General features: G+C 62.1%; 8 protein-coding genes. 7 read left to right on the top strand and 1 reads right to left on the bottom strand.

The features are described from left to right. Positions 1 to 12: 12 nt before the first annotated feature. Positions 13 to 2,229: a TonB-dependent siderophore receptor gene (locus tag AAIS01_RS16765; protein WP_343469839.1), complete on the bottom strand. Its 2,217-nt coding sequence runs from the start codon at positions 2,227 to 2,229 to the stop codon at positions 13 to 15. A gap of 291 nt (positions 2,230 to 2,520) precedes the next feature. Between AAIS01_RS16765 and AAIS01_RS16760 the strand changes: the two genes are divergently transcribed. The 7 genes from AAIS01_RS16760 (at position 2,521) to AAIS01_RS16730 (ending at position 21,853) form a co-directional block, all read left to right on the top strand. Next, entirely contained in the window at positions 2,521 to 3,330 is an 810-nt protein-coding gene (locus AAIS01_RS16760) for an ABC transporter ATP-binding protein (RefSeq protein WP_343469838.1), read from the top strand. Next, positions 3,327 to 4,310, top strand: a complete 984-nt coding sequence (locus tag AAIS01_RS16755) for a FecCD family ABC transporter permease (protein WP_343469837.1) — start codon at positions 3,327 to 3,329, stop codon at positions 4,308 to 4,310. The genes AAIS01_RS16760 and AAIS01_RS16755 overlap by 4 nt, the downstream gene beginning before the upstream one ends. After that, positions 4,307 to 5,356: a FecCD family ABC transporter permease gene (locus AAIS01_RS16750; RefSeq protein WP_343469836.1), complete on the top strand. Its 1,050-nt coding sequence runs from the start codon at positions 4,307 to 4,309 to the stop codon at positions 5,354 to 5,356. The genes AAIS01_RS16755 and AAIS01_RS16750 overlap by 4 nt, the downstream gene beginning before the upstream one ends. A 40-nt stretch (positions 5,357 to 5,396) precedes the next feature. Continuing rightward, positions 5,397 to 6,347 (top strand): ABC transporter substrate-binding protein, encoded by a 951-nt coding sequence (locus tag AAIS01_RS16745; protein WP_343469835.1) that lies wholly within the window; start codon positions 5,397 to 5,399, stop codon positions 6,345 to 6,347. 158 nt (positions 6,348 to 6,505) lie between these two features. Next, positions 6,506 to 7,459 (top strand): TauD/TfdA family dioxygenase, encoded by a 954-nt coding sequence (locus AAIS01_RS16740; protein ID WP_343469834.1) that lies wholly within the window; start codon positions 6,506 to 6,508, stop codon positions 7,457 to 7,459. 70 nt (positions 7,460 to 7,529) lie between these two features. Then, on the top strand, positions 7,530 to 12,347 hold the full coding sequence (locus AAIS01_RS16735) for a non-ribosomal peptide synthetase (protein WP_343469833.1): 4,818 nt from the start codon (positions 7,530 to 7,532) through the stop codon (positions 12,345 to 12,347). Between the two features lie 44 nt (positions 12,348 to 12,391). Continuing rightward, a complete protein-coding gene (locus AAIS01_RS16730) occupies positions 12,392 to 21,853 on the top strand; it encodes an amino acid adenylation domain-containing protein (protein WP_343469832.1) in 9,462 nt (3,153 codons plus the stop codon). Positions 21,854 to 21,864 lie beyond the last annotated feature (11 nt).

Below are 21,864 nucleotides of genomic sequence, written 5' to 3'. Positions count from 1 at the left end.
CCGAGCCAATGCTTACCACCGGAAGTTAACGGACGTCACCAGCTCGCGCTCGTCGCCATAACGGCAGATGGCAAACTCACAGTAGGTGTACTTTTTGTTCGTCACGTTGTTCGCGTTGAGAGTAACGTCCCAGTTCTTGTCGATCTGGTAGCTGGCCATGGCATCGAACAAGGTATAGGCGGGCATCTGCGAATCGATCCCCGAGGCCTGGGTCGTTCCCTTATAGCGAGCACCGGCACCGACCTTCAACTGCGGCAAACCGAACAGGGCGAAGTTGTAGTCAGCCCATACAGCGGCCTGATGGTAGGGCGTATCTTCGCTGCGCTGGCCCACTTCGCTCTGGGTCGAGCTTTTGGTAATGCGCGCATCGGTGTAGGCGTAGGTAGCGATGAGGTTCAGTTGAGGCGTCACCTCTGTTTTGGCTTCCAGTTCCAGGCCACGGGAGCGCTGTTCGCCAATCTGCCGGGGATTTTGGCCAGACAGGTCGCGCGTCACTACGTTTTCTTGCGTCAGCTCATAAACCGCTGCGCTCAACAGGGTGTTGCTGCCAGGGGGCTGGTAGCGAATACCGATTTCGTACTGTTTACCTTCGGTAGGATCAAACGTCTGGCCGGGCGCTTCGGCCACCGCGACCGGGAAGAAAGACTCGCTGTAACTGATGTACGGCGCCAGACCGTTATCCGCCTCGTACACAAGGCCCGCGCGCCAGGTGGTGGCTTCGTTGCTCTGGTCGAGCTTCTGGCCAGTGGCAAAACCTTGCTGATCCTGATCGGCCCAGTCGTGCCGGCCGCCGAGCAGCAGCAGCCAGTGGTCGTCGAACTTGATCTGGTCTTGCAGGTAGATGCCTGTTTGAAAGGTATCGATCTGCGAGCCACGATCACGCCGTGGGTCCTTGTCCACCACCACCGGTTGCCCGTAGTTGTAGTCACCGATAGTGATAGAGGGAGCCGCGGCCCGGAAGTTGTGGGAATCGTACGAGGCGTCGTAGGTGTCCACGCCCACCAGGAAAGTGTTCTCCACACCACCGATGTTCCAGCGGGTTTCGACGTTGGTGTCGCTGGCCAGGGCCCTGGAGCGTTCATGCCGGTCGCTGTACTGACGGCGCAGGATGCCCGTGGTGGCTGCGGCGTTGATGGCTGCGGCACCTGTCTGGGCCTGCAGGTATTTCCATTTCACATCCGCTTCGTAGTAACGCAGTTTATTGCTGATGCGGGTGTGTTCGTCGAAACGGTGTTCGAACTCGTAGCCGATGGCGGACATTTCGCCATTCATGTCGTCGTAGTCAGGCTCGCCGATAAAATCGTGGCGGCCAATGGTGAACGGCCCGTCGCCGACACCCTTGACGAGTTGATAGGGCAGAGGGGCGGAGAAGCGTGTATCACTTTTTTGGTAGAAGGACAGCAAGGTCAGCGACGTGTCATCGTTGGGGCGCCAGGTCAGGGCCGGGGCGATGTAGATCTTGTCGTCGTTGATGTAGTCCTGTTGGGTGTCGCTGTCGCGCTGAAGCAGGGTCAGGCGATAGCTGAGGGTCTCGCTGTCGCCCAGGGGGCCGCTGAAGTCCGCTGTCACTTGCTTGCGATCATGGTTGCCATATTGCAGGCCCAACTCATGCAGCGGTGTTTCGGTGGGGCGCTTGCTGACGCCGTTGACGAATCCACCCGGCGACAGTTGCCCGTAGAGCACCGAGGCCGCGCCACGGATCACTTCCACGCGCTCCAGGCCGTAGGGGTCCTGAACCCCGTCGTAGGAGTTGTTTTGCAGGCGCATGCCGTCGCGTAGCGAGCCGCCGGTGGCTGATTCCACGTCGAAACCACGAATGCGGAACCGGTCGGAGGTGCGGTTGAAGCTGCTTGGCTGGCTGGTGAAACCGGGGGTATAGCTCAGGGCGTCAGCCATGGTGTCCGTTTTGCGATCGCGCATTTCATCAGCGGTCACCACGGACAACGATTGCGGCGTTTCAGTAATGGCCGCGTTGGTCTTGGTGGCGCTGGCGTTGCGCAAGGCAACTTTGCCGTTGAGCGGGGCTGTCGGGTTTTCAACGGCGGCGGCATTGATGTTGATTTCGCCCAGTTGCACCGCTGTGCCCGTGTCGGACGCCCCATCCTGTGCGGCGATCGCCTGTCCTGAGAAGAAGCTTCCCAAAGCCAGGGCAAGGGCGCTCAGTTGAAACGCCGGATGACGCATGACGTAACGTTTTTCGGTGCCAACTGTTGTTTTTGTTCCGAGCATCGAGGGAGTCCTTGAGTTTACATTTTGGCTTTGAGGGCTTTATGTCCTGATTTTGTTCCATCAGGCAGACCATTCGAATAGGTGTCTACTGGCCATATGTTAGCTGTGAATGATAAGGGTTTGCATTAGTATTGTCAGGCTTGTAGGCAATTATTTTATTTTCGACATATCCTGTCGCCCACTTATGGCCCCCCGGCTGATTGCCAATGGTGTTACAGGACGTAAAACGCCGTGGGGGCATTGCTCGATGAACAATTCGATCAGGCCCTTTTGGGGTGTGGAGGGACGGTCATGCTGAAAGCCACTGACGTGCGGCTGAGCTATGGCGAACAGCAGATTCTCAACGGTGTCAGCCTGGATATTCCCGAAGGCTGTTTCACGGCGTTGATCGGGGCTAACGGCTGCGGCAAGACCACATTGCTGAATGTGCTTGCACACATGCTGCGGCCGAGCGCGGGCACGGTGCAGTTGTCGGGGAAGCTGTTGGGGCAGCATTCGCGTCGGGCGTTGGCGCAACAAATGGCGTTGTTACCCCAGCGCACCACGTCGCCAGCCGGCATGAGCGTGCGTGAACTGGTGATGCAGGGACGCTTCCCCTGGCAGAGCTGGTGGCGTCAATGGTCTGAACAGGATCAACAGGCGATTGACCACGCCATTGAGCTGGCCGGCATCAGACCTTTGCTCGATCGTTCATTGGCGACCCTGTCGGGTGGGCAGTTGCAGCGCTGCTGGATCGCCATGACCCTGGCTCAGGACACGCCGGTGATTCTGCTGGATGAGCCCACGACCTTTCTCGACATCGCGCATCAGATCACGCTGCTTGAATTGCTGGTGGATCTGCGAGACCAGGGTAAAACCATCGTGGCTGTCCTTCACGACCTGAATCAGGCCGCGCGTTATGCCGATCACCTGGTGATGATGCGCGAAGGACGTTTGCTCGCCCAAGGTTCGCCTGCCGAGGTGTTCACGCGGGAGAATCTCAAGGCGGTATTCGATCTGGACGCGCACATTATCACCGACCCTTATTCCGGTGATCCGTTGTGCGTGCCGCAGACCAGCCGAAGCCGGCCCCAGCCATTGGCTGTGCGGGAGGCGATGTGAGTCACGGTTTACGCTTGCCGGTCTGGTTGGGTTTGTTGGCGGCGATTGCCCTGACCGCGCTGGTGCATCTGGCCGTCGGCGCAAAGGACATCCCCTGGCATGAAGCCTGGCAGGCCCTGGTGGCCTATGTGCCAGGCAATCCCGACCAGAGTGTCATCCGTGGCAGCCGTTTGCCGCGCCTGCTGGTTGCGATGCTGGTGGGGGCCAGCCTGGGACTGGCTGGCGCAATCATGCAAGCGGTGGGGGATAACCCGCTGGCCGACCCGGGCATTCTCGGCATCAATAGCGGCGCCGCGTTATTCGTCGTGTTCGGCTTGCTGGTGGTGCCGGGCAACAATATGTCGATGATTCCCTTGTTTGCGTTTGCGGGCGCCTTGGTGGCTTCCATCGGCGTGCTGATGTTGGCGGGCCGCGGGCACAATCCGATTCGACTGACCTTGTCCGGGACGATGATCGCGGCGCTGTTCAGCGCGATCACTTCGATCCTGCTGCTGCTCGATCAGCAGGGGCTCGACAGCCTGCGTCGCTGGCTGACCGGCTCCATCGGTGTGACCGGTGGCTCGATGCAGGCCTGGGTCTGGCCTTATGTCTTGCTGGGCATGTGCCTGTGCCTGGTGAACGTCCGTGCGTTGAATGCCCATCGTCTTGGCCCGCAGGCTGCAGCCGGCATGGGCGTCAACCTGTTGAAAATGCGTGTGCTCGGCCTGGCATCGGTGGTGCTGTTATCCGGGGGCGCCGTGGCCTTGGCGGGCCCCATCGGTTTTGTCGGTCTGGTGGTGCCTCATGCGGCGCGGTTGCTGTTTGGTGATGACTACCGTCGACTGTTACTGGCCGCCCCCTTGCTCGGGGCGTTGCTGCTGATTCTGGCGGATATCGCCGCAAGAACCGTGGTGCGTCCGTTTGAGCTCAACACCGGCATCGTGACAGCCCTTATCGGCGGTCCCATCTTTGTCGTGCTGGTATTGAGGAAGGTTCGATGATGCGAGCTGGATGGACCTTGCCCCGAACCTATCCGTGGCTGCCCTGGGTGGCCCGACCGATCGACTTGATTTGCGTGCTGTTGCTGGCGGCTGCCGTGGTTGCAGTGTCGCTGTACGCATTGACCGTCGGCAGTTACTCGCTGGATGTTGCCCAGGTGTGGCAAGCCTTGCTGACGCCTGAGCAAGTCAATTCGACAATGCGCAATCTGCTCTGGGAGCTGCGGCTGCCCCGTGTCTTGCTGGCAATCCTGGCGGGCAGCGCAATGTCCCTGGCCGGTCTGTTGATGCAGTCGTTGACGCGTAACCCCCTGGCCGCGCCGGGCCTGGTGGGCGTGGAGTCGGGCGCCAGCGTCACCATGTTGCTGATCATCGTGCTCTGGCCGACGCTGCTCCCCCTGGAGTTCTACCCATTGGCGGCGCTGGCCGGTGGGTTGGCGGTGGCGTTCTTCGTCGCGCTGCTGTCCTGGCGCCAGGGTATCTCGCCGTTGCGCTTGATCCTGGTCGGCGTGGGGCTTACCGCCATGCTGAGCGCCGTGGCCGACCTGCTCATCACCTACGGCAACATTGATCAGGTGGAGTCGGCCCTGATGTGGCTTGGCGGCAGTTTGCACCGGGCGGGTTGGGCTCAGGTTCATAGCCTTGGCATCTGGTTGCTGCTGGCGGGCGTGCCGTTGCTGTTCTGCCATCGCCAGTTGAATCTGTTGCAGTTGGGTGAAAAGGTCGCGCTCAGCCGCGGCCTGAATGTCACATGGGTCATGGTTTCCTTGTTGCTGTGCAGCGTCATGTTAACGGCGGCAGCGGTGGCGAATGTTGGCACCATGACGTTTGTCGGGCTGGTGGCGCCGCACCTGGCGCGGCAAATGGCCGGTGACCGTCATGGCGCGTTGATCCCTTTGTCGGCATTGGTCGGTGCATTGTTGGTGCTGGCCGGTGACACCTTGGGGAGGGGGATTTTTCCACCTTTGCAGTTACCGGCGGGGCTGGTTGTCGCCATCATCGGCGCGCCGTATCTGATTGTCTTGCTGGCGCGTCAGCGCAGTCGCTGAAACACAGCGATGCTCATTTGAATTGTCTGGAGGTAAACACGTGCGGGAACGGTTGAAAGGTTTTTTTCGAGGTGTGGTCGGCATGCTGTGTGTGCCGTTGGCATTGCTGGCTGCCCAGGCCAATGCCGCAGAAACCAAAGTGTTCGAGAACAGTTTTGGCCGAGTGGAGGTGCCCGTGGCGCCCCATTGCATTGTGTCTTTACATGACTTCAGCCTGACAGCTCAACTGCTGGAGCTGGGGGTCAAGCCCTGTGGTTCGACGGGGCGAAAAAAGCTGTTTTCGGATGTGTTGTTTCGCGGCACACAGGAGCGCTTCGATGTAACGGGCATCCAGTACATCGGCTCGCACCAGTCGCCCGATCTGGAGGCTATCGCAGCCTTGAAGCCTGACTTGATCGTGGGGTTGTCGTATCACGCCGACATCAAGGAAAAGCTCAGCAAGATCGCGCCGGTCGTGCTGTTGCCTGCCCGGGAAACCAACATCAAGACCTACGCCAAAGAGCTTGCCGAGCTGGTCGGCAAGCAGCAGCGCTATGCAGAAATGCTCAGCGAATACCAATGGATCGTCAGCGAGTTCAAGAAACGCGTGAAAGATCCTTCACGCATTACCGTGACGACGCTGGAGGTCTACAGCGATGGGTTCCAGTTGATCGGCCGCGGCGGCATGGACGACGTCATCGCCGATTTTGGCCTGGGGCGGGTCGCCGCCTACCGTGAGGCGCGCCAGAACGTGCCTTACAGCCTGGAACGAATCGGCGACTTCAACAGTGATTTCATCATCGACACTTATGAAGAGCTGCTCGACTCGGAAGCCAGCACAGCGGCATTTCGCCAGTCCCCCCCGTGGCAGAATCTGTTTGCGGTGAAGAATCGCCAGTTCCTGTACCTCAATCGCAGTCGCTATGCCGATACGATGCAGGGGCTGGTGGGTTCTGCCTATTTGCTGATGTCGCATATCGCCGAGCGCGAGAGCGTATTGCAGGCAAAATGACATGTGTCGTCGACGACACATTTGTCATGAATGACAATGATTCTCTATTGCAGCTGTTACTCGTTTGTATTAGTTTGTGCTCTCGAAAAATACGCTGATCGGAATGGCGGGGGGGCTTAACAATGGAAAGCGGTTTGGTGCGTGCACAGGTTCAAACCATGGATGTTGTACCGGGTAGCGAGCAGACCCTGCCGTTCATAGTCCAGGCCCCGCTTGCCGGAGCTGCCTGGCAGGCCAGTCGAGCGCAGATCCTGCAGGCGGTGGACACTGAGTTGCTTCGTGCGGGTGGTGTTTTGTTTCGCGGTTTTGCCTTCAAGGGGGAAGCGGACTTCGAGGAGTTCGCCCGCAGCTTCGGTCATGAGCTACTGACCTACGACTATGCTTCCACCCCGCGCACCAAGCTCAACAACCGGGTATACACCTCCACCGAATACCCGGCCCATCAGGTTATCCCGCTGCACAATGAACAGTCCTATTCGCTGAACTGGCCGATGAAGATCTGGTTCCATTGTGTGCAGCCTTCACAGGTCGGCGGTGAAACCCCCATTGCCGACAGCCGCCTTGTCTACCGCCAACTCGACCCCGCTATCCGCCAGCGTTTTGCCGAGAAGCGCCTGATGTACGTGCGCAATTACGGCAATGGGCTGGACTTGCCCTGGCAACAGGCTTTCAGCACTGAGGACCGTTCGCAGGTCGAGCGTTTCTGTCGTGCCAGCAACATTCAATTCCAGTGGAAGGACGACGGTGAGCTTGCCACTCGCCAGGTCTGTCAGGCCGTTGCCCAGCATCCGGTTACCGGGGAGTGGGTGTGGTTCAATCAAGCGCATCTGTTTCATATCTCCAACCTTGCAGCGCCGGTGCGCGAGACATTGATCTCTATCGTCGGGGAGCAGGGTGTGCCGCGTAACGTGTTTTATGGCGACGGCTCGCCGATTGAACTGGAGGCGCTGGAGCACATCCGCGAGGTCCTGCAGCGCTGTCAGGTGAGTTTCCCTTGGCAGGCGGGGGATGTGCTGATGCTCGACAACATGCTGGTTGCTCACGGGCGCTCGACCTTCCAGGGGGCGCGCAAGGTCGTGGTCGCGATGGCAGAGCCGGCCCCGGCAAGCTGATCGCCTCTGACTTTCAGAAGGCCGTCGCAATGGGCGGCCTGTTTCGAACAAGCACAATGAAGGACATCAAATGCTCGATCGCCTGATGCATCGCTGCTGGCTGCGTGGAATTCGCCTATCGGTAGCCGAAGGTCAATTGATCGTTACGCACGGATCGCCCGATGCGCTGGATGAGGCGCTCAATGCCCAGCTCCACGCACGCGACGCCGAAATCCTGCAATGGCTGCAACGCCACCCCGACTACTTCGAGGCCCGGCCGCTGACCGATAATGAACAGGCGCTCTGGTTTCTGCAGCGCCTGGAGCCTGACAACTGCGCCTATAACATCGCCTATGCCGGGCGGATCAAGCCGCAGTTCGTAACCCCGGACTTGCCGCAACGGCTGCAGGACGCCTGGGCAACGGTGCAACAGCGCTATCCGATGTTGTGCACGCCCTATGCCGAGCGCAACGGCGAGTTGCTGCAGTGGAGCCATCGTGAACGGGTCCGGCCGTTGCAATGTGTGGCTTTGCACGATGCGGACGCCGCGACGCTGCAACAACATATCACTGAGTCGGCTGATCTTGCCTTCAAGCTCGAAGACGGCGACGTCAGCCGGGTAGTCCTTTTGAGCAACGCGCGCGACGGTCATACCGAGTACACCGTGTTGCTGGTGATTCATCACATCGCCGCGGATCTGGCCACGTTCTACATTGTGCTCAATGAGTTGTTCACGTTGATCAATGGTCAGCCGCTGCCGGCCGTGAACCCCGATGCCTATCGCAACTATTGCAATGATCTGCATATCCGCAGCGAAGCGGCCGAGCCCGTGGAGCTGGCTTGGTGGCAGGCGCAGTTGGCCGAAGCCCCGGCGCTGGAGTTGCCGACGGATTTCCCGTATGGCAGCAACCAGACATTCAAGGGCGGGGAGTTGTCGGTCCGCTTCGATCCGGTAACCACGGCTCGGTTTCGCGCCGTAGCCCGATCGCTGGGGGTGACGCCGTATGTGTTCTGGTTCTCGCTGTTCCAGCAATTTCTGGGCGTACTGTCGGGCCAGGACGATTTTGTCCTGGGAACCCCCACTGGCTGGCGCCTGCGGCGCGAGCACGCCAACCTGCCAGGGTATCTGGTCAATCCGCTGCCGATCCGCTGCCGTCTGCGTCGGGATCTGTCCAGCGGCGAGTGGGCCAGGCAGGTAGACGCCACCGTCAAAGACGCCCTGCGGCACCGCCACTATCCGTTCTCACGTCTGGTCAAACAGTTGGATCTGCCGCGCCAGGCCGGCAGGGCGCCGCTGTTCCAGCATATGTTCACGCTGAACAAGGAGCGCATTGCGCCTTTCGAGCAGTACATGGACCGTTTGCTGTCGGAACAGCGGGGCGCGGCCCACGAACTGAACATGGTGATCATCGACGAAGAAGAGGGTTTTCTTTGCCGTTGGCGTTACAGCAAGGCGCTGTATCGCCATGAAACCATCGAACGCTATCGGGATCAGTTCGTCGCCCTGGCGCTGGCGGCGATCGAACGGCCTCAGGTGCCGTTTGCCGAGCTCAATTGGCTGGTACCCGAGCAGCAGTCGTCCCTCAGCGGGGAAGACGTGCCGGTTGCCGTCAGCAACGCCTGGCAGGCTTTCACTGAGCAGTGCGAACTCAGGCCCCAGTCGATTGCCCTCGAAGATGAGCAGGGTACGCTCAGCTATGCCGAACTGGGCCGTGCGGTCGTCGGCCGTGCCGAGCGTTTGCACAAGGACTCGAGTCTTGCTGGTGAGCGCATCGCTTTGTGCCTGCCGCGCAGTCGTGAGTTGGTGATGCACATGCTCGCAACATGGCAGTGCGGCGCGACCTACCTGGCCCTTGATCCGCAGTGGCCGCCGTCACGTTTGCAAGGTATCTGTCAGGATGCCATGCCCCAGGTGTGGATCAGCGAGGGCGTGCGACCCGAATGGTTGCCCGAGCAGATTCGGTGGTTGGCGTTGCCCTCTGCGCCGTTGGTCAGTGAGGCGCCTTTGCGGGCGGCCCTGCCTGCCGATCTCACGGCGTACGTGGTGTACACCTCGGGCTCCAGTGGCCGACCCAAGGGCGTGAAGGTCAGCCAGGGCAATCTGATTCATTATGTGAGCGGATGCCTTGAGCGCTTGAGTCTGCCGGCTGATGCGAGTCTGGCCAGCCTGGCCAGTTGCGCCACCGACCTGGGTCACACGGCGTTGTTCGGCGCGCTGTTGAGCGGCCGCTGTCTGCGCCTGCTGGCCGAGGACCTGGCCTTCGACGCCGAGGAATTGGCTGCCGTGCTTGCGCGCCGGCCTGTTGATCTGTTGAAAATCGTGCCATCGCACCTCAACGCCTTGTTGGTTGCCACGGACCCGCAGCGGCTATTGCCGCGGCGTTGCCTGGTTGTCGGTGGCGAAGCCTTGAGCCAGGACCTGGTGACGCGCTTGCGCGCATTGAACGCGGATTTGCGCATCCTCAACCACTATGGCCCCAGCGAAACCACGGTCGGGGTGTTGACTCATGAGGTCGGCGCCAGTGGCGCTGCGCCGTTGGGACGGCCACTGGCCAATGTCCAGGTCAGCGTGCGTGCTCCTGACGGCACCTTGTTGCCGATCGGCGTCAGCGGCGAGTTGTACGTTCAGGGCGCGACGGTGGCGCAGGGCTATCTCAGTGCCAGCGATGCCGATCACGCACGCTTTGGCGAGCATGGTTACCGCACGGGTGACCGGGTGAGGATCAATCATCAGAGGCAGGCTGAGTTTCTCGGTCGCCTCGATGAGCAGGTCAAGATCCGCGGTTATCGAGTCGAGCCGGCAGAGGTCGCGGCGCAGTTGCGCGCCTTGCCGCAGGTCAGCGACGTGCGAGTGTTGAACAGCCCCACGCCGTTGTCGGGTCATCGGCTGGTGGCCTTTCTGGTCGCGCCGTCCACGGCACTGGTGGAAATCCAGACGGCCCTGCAACGGCAATTGCCGGACTACATGCAACCGGCCCAGTGGCATTGTCTCGACCGTTTTACCTTGCTGCCCAATGGCAAGGTCGATCGTCAGGCGTTGTTGCGCCTGGCTGAGCAAACGACGGTGGCGGCCCAGGGGTCGGAGCGGCCGAATGATCAGCCCCTGAGCCCTGTGGAAACCGCGTTACTGGACATCTGGCGGACCATGCTCGGCAACCCCGAGGTGGGGCCCGATGACAACTTCTTCGCCCTGGGTGGCGATTCCATCCTGGGCCTGCAAATCATCGCCCTGGCGCGTCAGCAACAGATCCTGATGACGCCCAAGCAATTGTTTGCCGAGCCAAGCGTTCGCGCCTTGGCCCGAGTGGTGCAGACCCCACAGCGCACCCTCGAACTGCGTCTGCTGGAAATCGCCCGGGAGATTCTCAACAACCCGGAGCTGCGCCTGGACGACAATTTCTTCTCGGTCGGTGGCGATTCGATTCTGAGCTTGCAGATCATCGCCCGGGCCAAGCAACAGGGCCTGCAGCTCAAGCCCAAACAGATCTTCGAATATCCCACCGTGCGGGGCTGGGCCGAGCAGGTGGTGGACCTTGGCGCGATGACTGCGCGGCCCACCGGTGATGTGCCTGAGCCGACCACGGCATTCGCCTTGACGCCTATCCAGGATTGGTTTTTTGCCCAGCAGCAGGATCTGTCCGAGCATTGGAATCAGTCGCTGTTGCTGGCCCTGGACGAACCCCTGGATCAGCAGCGGTTTACCGACGCCCTGGGCGTGTTGCTTAAGCGCCACGCCAGCTTGCGCCTGACCTTTGAAGCCACCCCCGAGGGTTGGCAGCAACGCTATCAAGGTTTCACCCCGGACCAGGTCAACGCGCTGTGGCGAGTGGAGGAGGAGCCCTTGAGCGAAGCCCTGCTGATGCGCTCGCAGCAGGGCTGGGACCTGGCCCAGGCCCCCCTGATTCGCTGGGTGTACTTCGCCCGAAGCCGGGAGTTGCTCTGCACGGCCCATCACCTGTTGGTCGATGCCGTCTCTTGGCAGGTTCTGCTGCACGAGCTGGAAAGCCTGTACTTGCAGCCGGACATGGTGCTGCCCGCCGTCACCGCAGGTTTTCATGTGTGGAGCGAAGCTTTACAGCGCCACCGCAGTGAGTCCGAGGTGTCGGCCCAGGTGGATTTCTGGCATGAGCAACTGGCCGCTGAGGGCACCGTGCCTGAACAGCGCAGTGTGTACGGTGAGAGCCGCACGCTGGATGCACAGCTGTCGGTTGAGCAAACGCGCTGGTTGTTGGGCGATTGTCATGGGGCGTATGGCACGCAGGTCCAGGATCTGCTGGTAGCCGCCCTGGCCGGCACCATCGGCCAGTGGCTGGGACGCGAGCGAGTCACCCTGGAACTGGAAAGCCACGGGCGCAGCGGCTGGGAGCAGGGCCCTGATCTGTCCCGCTCGATCGGTTGGCACACCAGTCGCTATCCGTTGGCCGTCGACACCTCGTGGGATCCTGAGCGCGCGATCATCGCCGCCAAGGAAGCCCTGCGCCGCGTGCCTGAACAGGGCATGGGTTACGGACTGCTGCGCCTCGATCCGGCCCACGGCCTGGGAGCGGCCTCGCTGCTGACCTTCAACTACCTGGGGCGGGTTGACCAATGGCTCGAGGCGTCCCGTCTTTGGCGACTGGCCCGGCCGATCTGTCCCGGCATGCGCGCCGACGGCACTCGCCGCACGCACCTGCTGGATGTCACCGCGCTGGTGAACGAGGGCCGGCTGCATATCGAATGGCGTTATGACCCGCAGGTCCATGAGCCAGCATTGGTTCGCGAGTTGGCCGGGCAATTCCAGCAGCGCGTTGGCGCCTTGCTCGAACACTGCCTGGCGCCCACGGTGGGTCGCGCCACGGCTTCGGACTTCGCTGATTCCGGCTTGTCCGACGATGAATTCCTGGGGCTGCTCGAACAACTCGAGCAGTGATTACTCCTGAGTCCCCCAACATTACAGGTTCGGATACCGTCAGCATGAACGACAAGGTCAAAGCACTTTCGCGCAACATCGAAGCGATTTATCCGCTGGCTCCCATGCAGCAAGGCCTGCTGTTCCACAGTCTGCTGCACCCCGGCAAGGGGATGTACCTGCTGCAGTACCGTCATGTCATGGTCATGCCGAATCTCGATCTGGCGGCGTTCCGTCAGGCCTGGGCGCAGGTGGTGGAGCGCCATGAGCTGCTGCGCACCTCCTTTGTCTGGAAGCAGCAAAAGCGTCCGATGCAAGTCGTTCACAAGCAGGTCGAATTGCCGATCACCTATGAGGACTGGTCGCATTTGAGCGAAGGCGAGCAACAGGATCGCCTGGAGCAGTTGCTCAGTGAGGAACGAACTCAGGGACTGGACTTTACCAAGGCGCCGCTGATGCGCGTCAGGCTGTACAAGCTGGCGCCCGATACCTACCAGTTCGTGCGCAGCTATCACCACATCCTGATGGACGCCTGGTGCTTCTCGATCATCATGATGGACTTCCTCAACGGCTACCGCGCCGCCCAGGAAGGCCGTCGCCTGGAGCTGCCGGCGCCGCGTCCGTATCGCGATTTCATTCGCTGGCTGGAAACCCAGAAGCCCGAGGACCATCAGGCCTTCTGGCAACAGCGCCTGGCGGGCTTCGACACGCCTAACGAGTTTGGTTTTGGCCATGTCGGCCGCATTCAGGGCGCTGCCGAGCCTGTTGAAGACTGTGTCGAACAGCTGACGCTTGAGCAGACCCAGGCATTGCAAAGCGCGGCGGCCCAACAGGGCATCACGCTGAACACTCTGGTGCAAGGGGCCTGGGCGTTGCTGCTGGCGCGTTACAGCGGGGATCGCGACCTGGTGTTCGGTATCACGGTCGCCGGGCGTCCGGTTCACCTGCAAGGCATGGAAAGCATTGTCGGCCTGTTCATCAACAGCCTGCCGCTGCGCTGGCGGTGGCGTCCCGATGATGCGCTCGGCCCATGGCTGAAGGCCTTGCAGACCGAGAACCTGAGCCTGCGCGAACACGAAAGCGTGTCCCTGGCCGAAATCCAGCGCTGGAGCGAAGTGCAGCGCCAGGACCTGTTCCAGAGCCTGTTCGTGTTCGAGAACGCGCCCATTGCCGCTGACCTGCGTCAGGGGCAACTGGACTACCTGATCAGCGACATGGCCAACCGCACCCACACCAACTATCCCATCACGGTGGTGATCGTTCCGGGTGAACGCCTGCATCTGCAACTGACCTACCAGACCGACTGGTTCCTGCGCGAAGAAATCGAGCAGATGCTGCGCCACTTCCGAACGTTGCTGCTGAACATCGGTGATGCCCTCTGCACGAACGCACAGACACCCTTGCATCACCTGGCAATGCTCGATGAGCGTGAAATTGCCCTCCAGCATCAGGTCTGGGCCAGCGGCGGTCTGGCGGCCGACGAGCCGTTGCTGCAACCCTTGTACATCGAGCGATTGCAGCAACAGGTGCGCCAGACGCCCGAACGCATTGCCATGGTTCATGGCGAGCGGAGCCTGACCTTCGACCAGTTGAATCGCGCGGCCAACCGTCTGGCCCGGCACTTGCGCGCGCAGGGGGTCAACGCCGACGACCTGGTCGCGGTATTCGACGAGCGTGGCCTGGACCTGGTGGTGATGATTGTCGCCACCCTCAAGGCCGGTGCCGGTTGGCTGCCACTGGACCCGCGCAACCCGCCTCAGCGGTTGGCCCAGGTACTGCGCCAGAGCCGCACACCGTTGCTGATTCACAGCGCAGGGCAGGGCGAGCTGGCGATGGAGGCCTTGGATTTACTCCAGCAGCGGCCCCAATCCGTGCTCTACGATCCTGCGGTATTGAGCACCTACAGCGATGACGACCTGAACGTCCCGGTTCATGACTGTTCGTTGGCCTATTGCATCTTCACGTCCGGCTCCACCGGTACGCCCAAAGGGGCCATGGTGGCGCACGCCGGCATGCTCAACAACATCCTCGGCAAGCTGCCGGGCCTGGGGCTCGAGGCGACCGATGTGATTGCCCAGACCGCGCCGCAATGCTTCGATATTTCCGTCTGGCAAACCCTTGCCGGTCTGGTGCTGGGGGCGCGCACCGTGATCCTCGGCGATTGCGTTGTGCAAGACCCCGAGGCGCTGGCGTCGGCCATTGAACGGCACGGCATCAGTATCCTCGAAGCCGTGCCGTCACTGATGCAGAGCCTGCTTGACGCCGGCCTCGAACGTTCGCACCTGCGCTGGGTCCTGGCCACTGGCGAAGCTCTGCCGCCGGCATTGGCCCGTCGCTGGTTCGAACGTTATCCCGCGATCCCGTTGATGAACGCGTACGGGCCGGCCGAATGCTCCGACGATGTGGCCTTCCATCCGTTGCTCGAACGTTTGCCGGAACAACGCATCAATGTGCCCATCGGTCGCGCCACGCTGAACAACCGCTTGTACCTGCTCAATGCCGACCTGCAGCCAGTCCCGGCCGGTGCGGTGGGGGAAATTTTTGTCGCCGGTGTCGGCGTCGGTCGCGGCTACATGGCAGACCCTGCGCGCACGGCGGCGGTGTTCCTGCCGGACCCGATCGCCAACGATGGCTCGCGTCTGTATCGCACCGGCGATCTGGCGCGCTTCCTGCCCAATGGTGATCTTGAATACGTCGGCCGTACCGACCATCAGGTCAAGATCCGCGGGCACCGCATTGAACTGGACGAGATCGAAGCCTGCCTGACCCGTTACCCTGGCGTTCGGGAGGCGGTGGTCGTGGCCCGTGACGACCAGCAACGTTCCAAGGTGCTGGTGGCCTACGTGGTGGGCGATGCTCAGCTCAGCATCGAAGCCTTGCGCGAGCATGTCCTGGGCAACCTTCCGCCGTACATGACGCCAGGCGCCTTTGTGTTTCTGCAGCGGTTTCCACTCAATGGCAACGGCAAGATCGACCGAAAATCCTTGCCCGCGCCGGATTTCGCTGCGCAAAGTCAGGCCCGCTACGTTGCACCCTGCAGCGCGCTGCAAGGCCAGATGGTCGAGGCGTGGCAAAGCGTGCTGGGGCTCCCTCAGGTCGGCGTGGAGGACAACTTCTTCGAGCTGGGCGGTCACTCGCTGCTGGCCACTCAACTGATTGGCCTGATCGGCAAACTCAGTGGCAAGGACCTGCCTCTGCGCGTGGTGTTCGAGCGCCCGACCATTGCCGCCATGGCCGATTGGCTGGAAAACCAGACCGGCAGCGTGAAGTCATCGCCAATGCTGTTGCCGCGTCCTGAAAGGTTGCCGCTCTCGTTTGCCCAGCAACGCCTTTGGTTCCTGCAACAACTCGATCCTCACAGCCCGGCCTACAACCTGGCCGGCGCCGTCCGCTTGACCGGCGAGTTGCATGTCGCCGACCTGCACGCCGCGCTGCAGGCCGTGGTCGACCGGCACGAAGTACTGCGCACCGGGTTTGTCAACGAAGCCCAAGGGCCGAGCCAGGTGATCCTGGCGCGCACCGAGCTTGAGTTGCCCTTGATCGAAGTGCCGAGCGAAGAGGCCTTGCACGCTCTGCTGCGCCAGGATGCGATGACACCTTTCTCGCTGCAAACCGCTCCGTTGCTGCGCGCGCGACTCTATCGCCTGGCCTCGGATGTGTGCGTCCTGTCATTGAACTGTCATCACATCGTGGCCGATGGCTGGTCCCTGCAATTGATCATCGATGGTGTGTGCGAGCAGTACCGCAATCGACGTCAGGGCCTGACAACGGCGCCGACAGAGCCGTCAATGCAGTACGCCGACTACGCGCTCTGGCAACACCAATGGATGAACAGCAAGGCCTGCGAGCAGGAACTGGGCTTCTGGCGTGAGCAGTTGGCCGGTGAGCTGCCGGTGCTGGAGCTGGCGGCCGATTTCCCCCGTCCTGCCCAGGCCAGTCAGGCGGGCGGGCGGGTTGAGTTGCGCGTGCCCGAGGCCCTGGCGGCACGTTTGCGCGCTTTCAGTGGCCGCCACGGCTGGAGCAACTTCATCCCGATGCTGACCGCGTTCCAGTTGCTGCTGCGCAGTCGCAGCGGCACAGACGACATTCTGGTCGGGGTTCCCGTGGCCAACCGGCACCATGGGGTGTTGCAACCCTTGGTCGGTTGCTTCGTCAACACCCTGGTGTATCGCAAAAAGCTTTGCGGCGAACGCAGCCTGCTGCAGCTGATGAGTGAGCTGCAAGCGTTGTCTGTATCGGTTCAGTCCCACCAGGACTTGCCCTTCGATTACCTGATCGAGCAGCTCGGCGTGGTTCGGCAGGTCAGTTACAACCCATTGTTCCAGGCCATGTTCAACTACTTCCCGGGCAATGCCCTGGAGCGTTTTGACTTGACCGATGTGATCGCCGAGCCGCTGGACAACCGCCCGGACAGCGCCCTGTGTGATCTGCACCTGGACGTGCGGGACAGCGCGCATGGCATCAGCCTGAGCCTTCAATACAGCAGCGACCTGTTCCGCGAGCAGACGGCGCAAGCGATGGCCGAGCAGTACCTGGCATTGCTCGATGCGTTGCTCGAGCAGCCAGGGCAGGCCCTGGGTGAGCTGGCCTGGCAATCGGTCGAAAACCCTCTTGCCCGGATCGAGGGGCGTGCCGTCACCGGTCATCAGGACATTCTCCAGGCCTTTGCGCTTCAGGTGGCCCGCCAACCGGAGGCGATAGCCGTACTGGCCGGTGATGAGCGTCTGAGCTACGCCCAGTTGGACCGGGCTGCCGAGCGATTGGCGGCGGCCCTGCAAGCCCATGGCATTGGCATCGAAGATCGCGTGGCCCTGAGTCTGCCCCGTGACGCCCGTCTGCCCATGGCGATGTTGGCGATCCTCAAGACCGGAGCCGCTTACGTGCCATTGGCCGAGGATACGCCGCCGGAGCGTGGCCGTTACATTCTTGAGGCGGCGCAACCGAAACTGTGCCTGGGCACTGTTGCGAGCCTGGCGGTGTTGGCAGAGTGGAACAGCGGTGTGCCGTTGCTGGACATTGAGGCCCCGAGCGCGGCCGACCGCTTCAAGGCTGCGCCAGCGACAGCCGATCAACTGGCCTACGTGTTGTATACCTCGGGCTCCACGGGCCAGCCCAAAGGCGTGGCCATCAGCCGTGGCAACCTGATGAACCTGATGCTGGCGGTGGAGCAGGTCTTGCCCATGACTGCCCGGGACCGGGTGCTGGCCCTGACCACCGCGACCTTTGATATCGCCATTGTCGAATTGCTGCTGCCTCTGGCACACGGCGCCAGCATCCTGCTGGCCGATCGCGAACAGGCGCGCGACCCGCAAGCGATCGATCAACTGTTGATGGCCGGGCAGCCGACGATCATGCAGGCCACGCCAGCGACCTGGCGAATGCTGGTGGCGCACACCTCGCGCAGTTGGCAAGGCGTACGTGCCGTTTCCGGCGGTGAGGCGCTGCCGTGTGCGTTGGCCGAAGCCATGGAGGGCAGAGGTGCCAGGGTGATCAACGGTTATGGGCCGACAGAAGCGACGGTCTACAGCACTTTTGAGGTGCGCAACGGCACTGAAGAGGGGGTGGAGGTGCCGATCGGGCAGCCGGTGGTCAACACGGCCGCGTATGTCCTCGATGCCGATTTGCAGCCAGTGGCCGCCGGGGTGCCCGGTGAACTGTACCTGGCCGGGGCCAACCTTGGCCGGGGTTATTTCGCGGCGGCGCAACTGACCGCGGCGGCTTTCCTGCCCGATCCTTTCGTGCCCGGCGCCCGCATGTACCGCACCGGTGACCGGGTCCGGCGCAACCGCAGTGGCAGTCTGGATTACCTGGGACGTCTGGATTTCCAGGTCAAACTGCGCGGCTTCCGGATCGAGTTGGGTGAAATCGAAGCGCTGCTGGCGCGTATTCCAGGGGTGCGCGAAGCGGCTGTCGTGCTGCTGGGCAGCGGTGAAACTGCGAGCCTGGTGGGTTACTACGCAGGCGACGTACTGGATGAAGTGCTGCTGCGCGAGACACTCGGCACGCAATTGCCGGCCTACATGTTGCCAAGCCAGTTTGTCCGCCTGGACTCCCTGCCTTTGAGCCCGAGCGGCAAGGTTGACCGCAAGGCGTTGCCGGCGCCGCAGCAACGCGACGGCCAGCGCGGCACGCTGTCGAGCGAGTGGGAGCAAGAGATGGCCCGGCTCTGGGAGGAACTGCTGGGATGCACCGACATTGGTGCGCACGACAACTTCTTCGCCCTGGGTGGTCACTCGTTGCTGGCGGCGCGTCTGGTGGCGCGAATTGCCGAGCAGCATGGCCGGCGCCTGCCCTTGCGCACGTTGTTCGAGCAACCGGTCCTGCGCGATTTTGCGGCGCAGGTGGCGCTCAAGCGTATTGAAACCGAAGGCATCCTGCGGCCTTTCAACGAGTCCCTGGCACCGCTGCATTTCACTCAGCAGCGCTTGTGGTTCCTCGATCGCTTGCAGGGCGATACCCAGGCCTACCATTTGTCTTTGGCCTTGCGTCTGGAAGGGCTCCTGCAACCTGTGTTGCTGGAGCAGGCCCTCAAACAACTGATCGACCGCCAACACAGCCTGCGCACGGTGTTCAGTGAAACGTCCGACGGCGCGCGCCAGTGTGTCGAGGATCACTTGAAGGTGCCGTTGAGCTTCGAGCCGTTGGCGCGCGACGAGCATTCGCCGGCCTTTGCGCTGGAACTGAGTCAGGAGGCACAACGGCCCTTTGACCTGTCGGCGCCACCGCTGTGGCGGGTCCGTGTGTACCAGGGTCAGAACCGGAGTGTGCTGCAGGTCACCTTGCACCACATCATCGCCGATGCCCGCTCCTTGGAAATTTTCTTCAATGAACTGCAACTGATCTACCAGGCCCTGCTGCAAGAACGCAGCGCTGGCCTGCCGCCATTGCCGCTGCAGTTCTCTGACGTCGCGGCCAGTTGGCAGAGTCCGGCAGGGCAAGCGTGTATCGAATCGCAGCTGGAGTACTGGCGGCGAACCCTGGGAGGGGAGCCGCCGGTGCTGAACCTGCCCACCGACATGCCCCGCCCCGCGGAGCAGGGCTACAACGGGCAACGGCTGCGCTTCAGCCTGCCGGCAACACTGGTCACACATTTGCGCGAGACCGCGCAACGCCACGGGCTGACCGCGTTCGCACCGTTGTTGGCCGCCTGGAGCGTTCTCCTGGCCCGGCATTCGGGCCAGCGGGAGATCTGGGTTGGCCTGCCGGTCGCCCATCGCCACCAGGCCCACACCGATAACCTGATCGGCTACTTCGCTACCACCCAAGTGCTGCGCAGTCACGTGGATGCCCGGCAACCGGTCGAACAGTTCTGGCAGCAATTGCAAGCCACTCACCTGGCCGGGCAGCAGCATGGGGACGTTCCTTTCGAACGACTGGTGGAGGCGTTGCAAGTGCGTCGCGACCTCAGCCACACACCGCTGTTCCAGGCGTTGTTCAACCTCATCCAGCGTGAGGCAGCCAAGGGTGAAGACAGTTTCGCCGGCTTGCCAGCGCAGCGAATGGATGTGGAAAGCGACAGCGCCCTGGTGGATATCGGCCTGCACATCGAGCAGTACGGTGACGATTGGCAATGCGTTCTGGAATACAACACTGACCTGTTTCTGCCCCGGACGGCCCAACGCTATGCAGACGAATACCTGCATCTGCTTGCCGGGATGCTGGACAATCCCCACGCACGGCTCTGGGATATCGACCTGGCCAATGCCGATCATGCCTTGGCCCTGCGCCCCTGGAACCAGACAGTCGAGGCGTTGCCCCGCGATGCCGATCTGATTGACCGTTTCGAGCGTCAAGTGGCACTGACACCCCAGGCGCTGGCGGTCGATTGTCAGGATCAGCAACTGAGCTATGCCCAGCTCAACACCCTCAGCAATCGCCTGGCCCATTGGTTGCGTACACAGGGTGTCGGCACCGATGACCTGATTGCCGTGTGCCTGACTCGAGGGCCATGGTTGCTGCCGACCCTGCTGGGTATTCACAAAGTCGGCGCGGCCTACCTGCCACTGGATCCGCAACAGCCGGCGGATCGCCTGCGCTTGATCATCGAGCACGCGCGTCCGGCCCTGGTGCTCAGTGAAAGCCTGTGTGGCGATGCCCTGGCCGGGGTCGACAGCGTCTGGCTCGATCAGTTATCGCTGCAGGCGTACAGCGCCGACAACCTGGAGCGGGCAATCAACCCACAGCAACGCGCCTATGTGATCTACACCTCGGGCTCGACCGGTACACCTAAAGGCGTGCAGGTCACACGCCAGAACCTGAGCAACCTGTTGGCCGGTCTCGATCGGCAGTTGCCGCTCAGCGCGATGGACGTCTGGTTGGCCAGCACCACTTACGCCTTCGATATGTGCAAGCCGGAGCTGTTTCTGCCGCTGGTCAATGGCGCGTCCATACTGCTGGCCCGGCGCGAGCAGGTCGTCGATGGCCATCAACTGTTTGCCTTGCTGCGCCGCGCCACGGTGTTCCAGGCAACACCCGCTGGCTGGCAGATCCTCCTGGAGACCGGGCAGGCCGACTGGCCGTCAGTGCGCGGGCTGATCGGCGGTGAAGCGGTTCCCGGTGAACTGGTGACCGAGTTGCGCCGCCGGGGTGTGGTACTGATCAATGCCTATGGCCCGACCGAAACCACCGTCTGGTCCACCACTCAGGCGTTGCAGGAGGTGCCGTCCGGCGTGGCCGATATTGGCTCGCCGTTGCTCAATACGCGCTGCTACGTGCTCGATGAAATGCTGCGTCCGGTTCCGTTGGGCACCACCGGTGAGCTGTATATCGCGGGCGCCGGGGTGACCCGGGGGTATCAGCATGCCGCTGGCATAACGGCTGCCGCCTATCTGCCCGACCCCTATGCCAGTGAACCTGGCAGCCGCATGTATCGCACCGGCGACCTGGTGCGGCGGCGCGATGACGGTCGCCTGGCCTATGTCGGTCGCAGCGATTTCCAGATCAAGGTGCGCGGCTTCCGCATCGAACCTGGCGAGATCGAATCGCTGCTGCGTCGTTACCCCGGCGTAGAGGAGGCGGTGGTGATGATCGATCCGCGCAGCCAACACCTGTTCGCCTGGCTGCAAGCGCCGAGCCCGGTTGACCCGGCGCAACTGCGCCGGCATCTGGAGGCGCTGTTGCCAGGCTACATGATCCCGGCGGGCTTCATCACGCAGCAACGTCTTGCCCTCAACGCCAACGGCAAAATCGACCGCAAGGCCCTGCCGGCGCCGCAGCCGGTCACGGTACAGGGCGTGGCGCCGCGCACCGAGCTTGAGCAGCAACTGGCCGACATCTGGCAGGACCTGCTGGCGTTGCCGCACGTCGGGGTGCTCGACAGTTTCTTCGAGCTGGGCGGGCATTCGTTGTTGGCGATGCGTTTGATGACCCAGGTCGAAAGCCGCTTTGGGGTCAGGATCGAGCTGCGCAGCCTGTTCCATAACCCGACGATTGCCGCACTTGCCGAGCAGATCGAACAACCCCAAGGGCCTTCGACCGACGAAGCCCTGGACGAAATGCAGCGTCTGTTATCAGAGATGGAAGAGTAAGGATGAGTGCG

Source organism: Pseudomonas halotolerans, from assembly GCF_039581215.1.
Taxonomy (GTDB): Bacteria; Pseudomonadota; Gammaproteobacteria; order Pseudomonadales; family Pseudomonadaceae; genus Aquipseudomonas; species Aquipseudomonas tehranensis.
The sequence above is the reverse complement of the archived record's forward strand: the minus strand, read 5'-3'. Positions and strand labels throughout refer to the sequence as shown.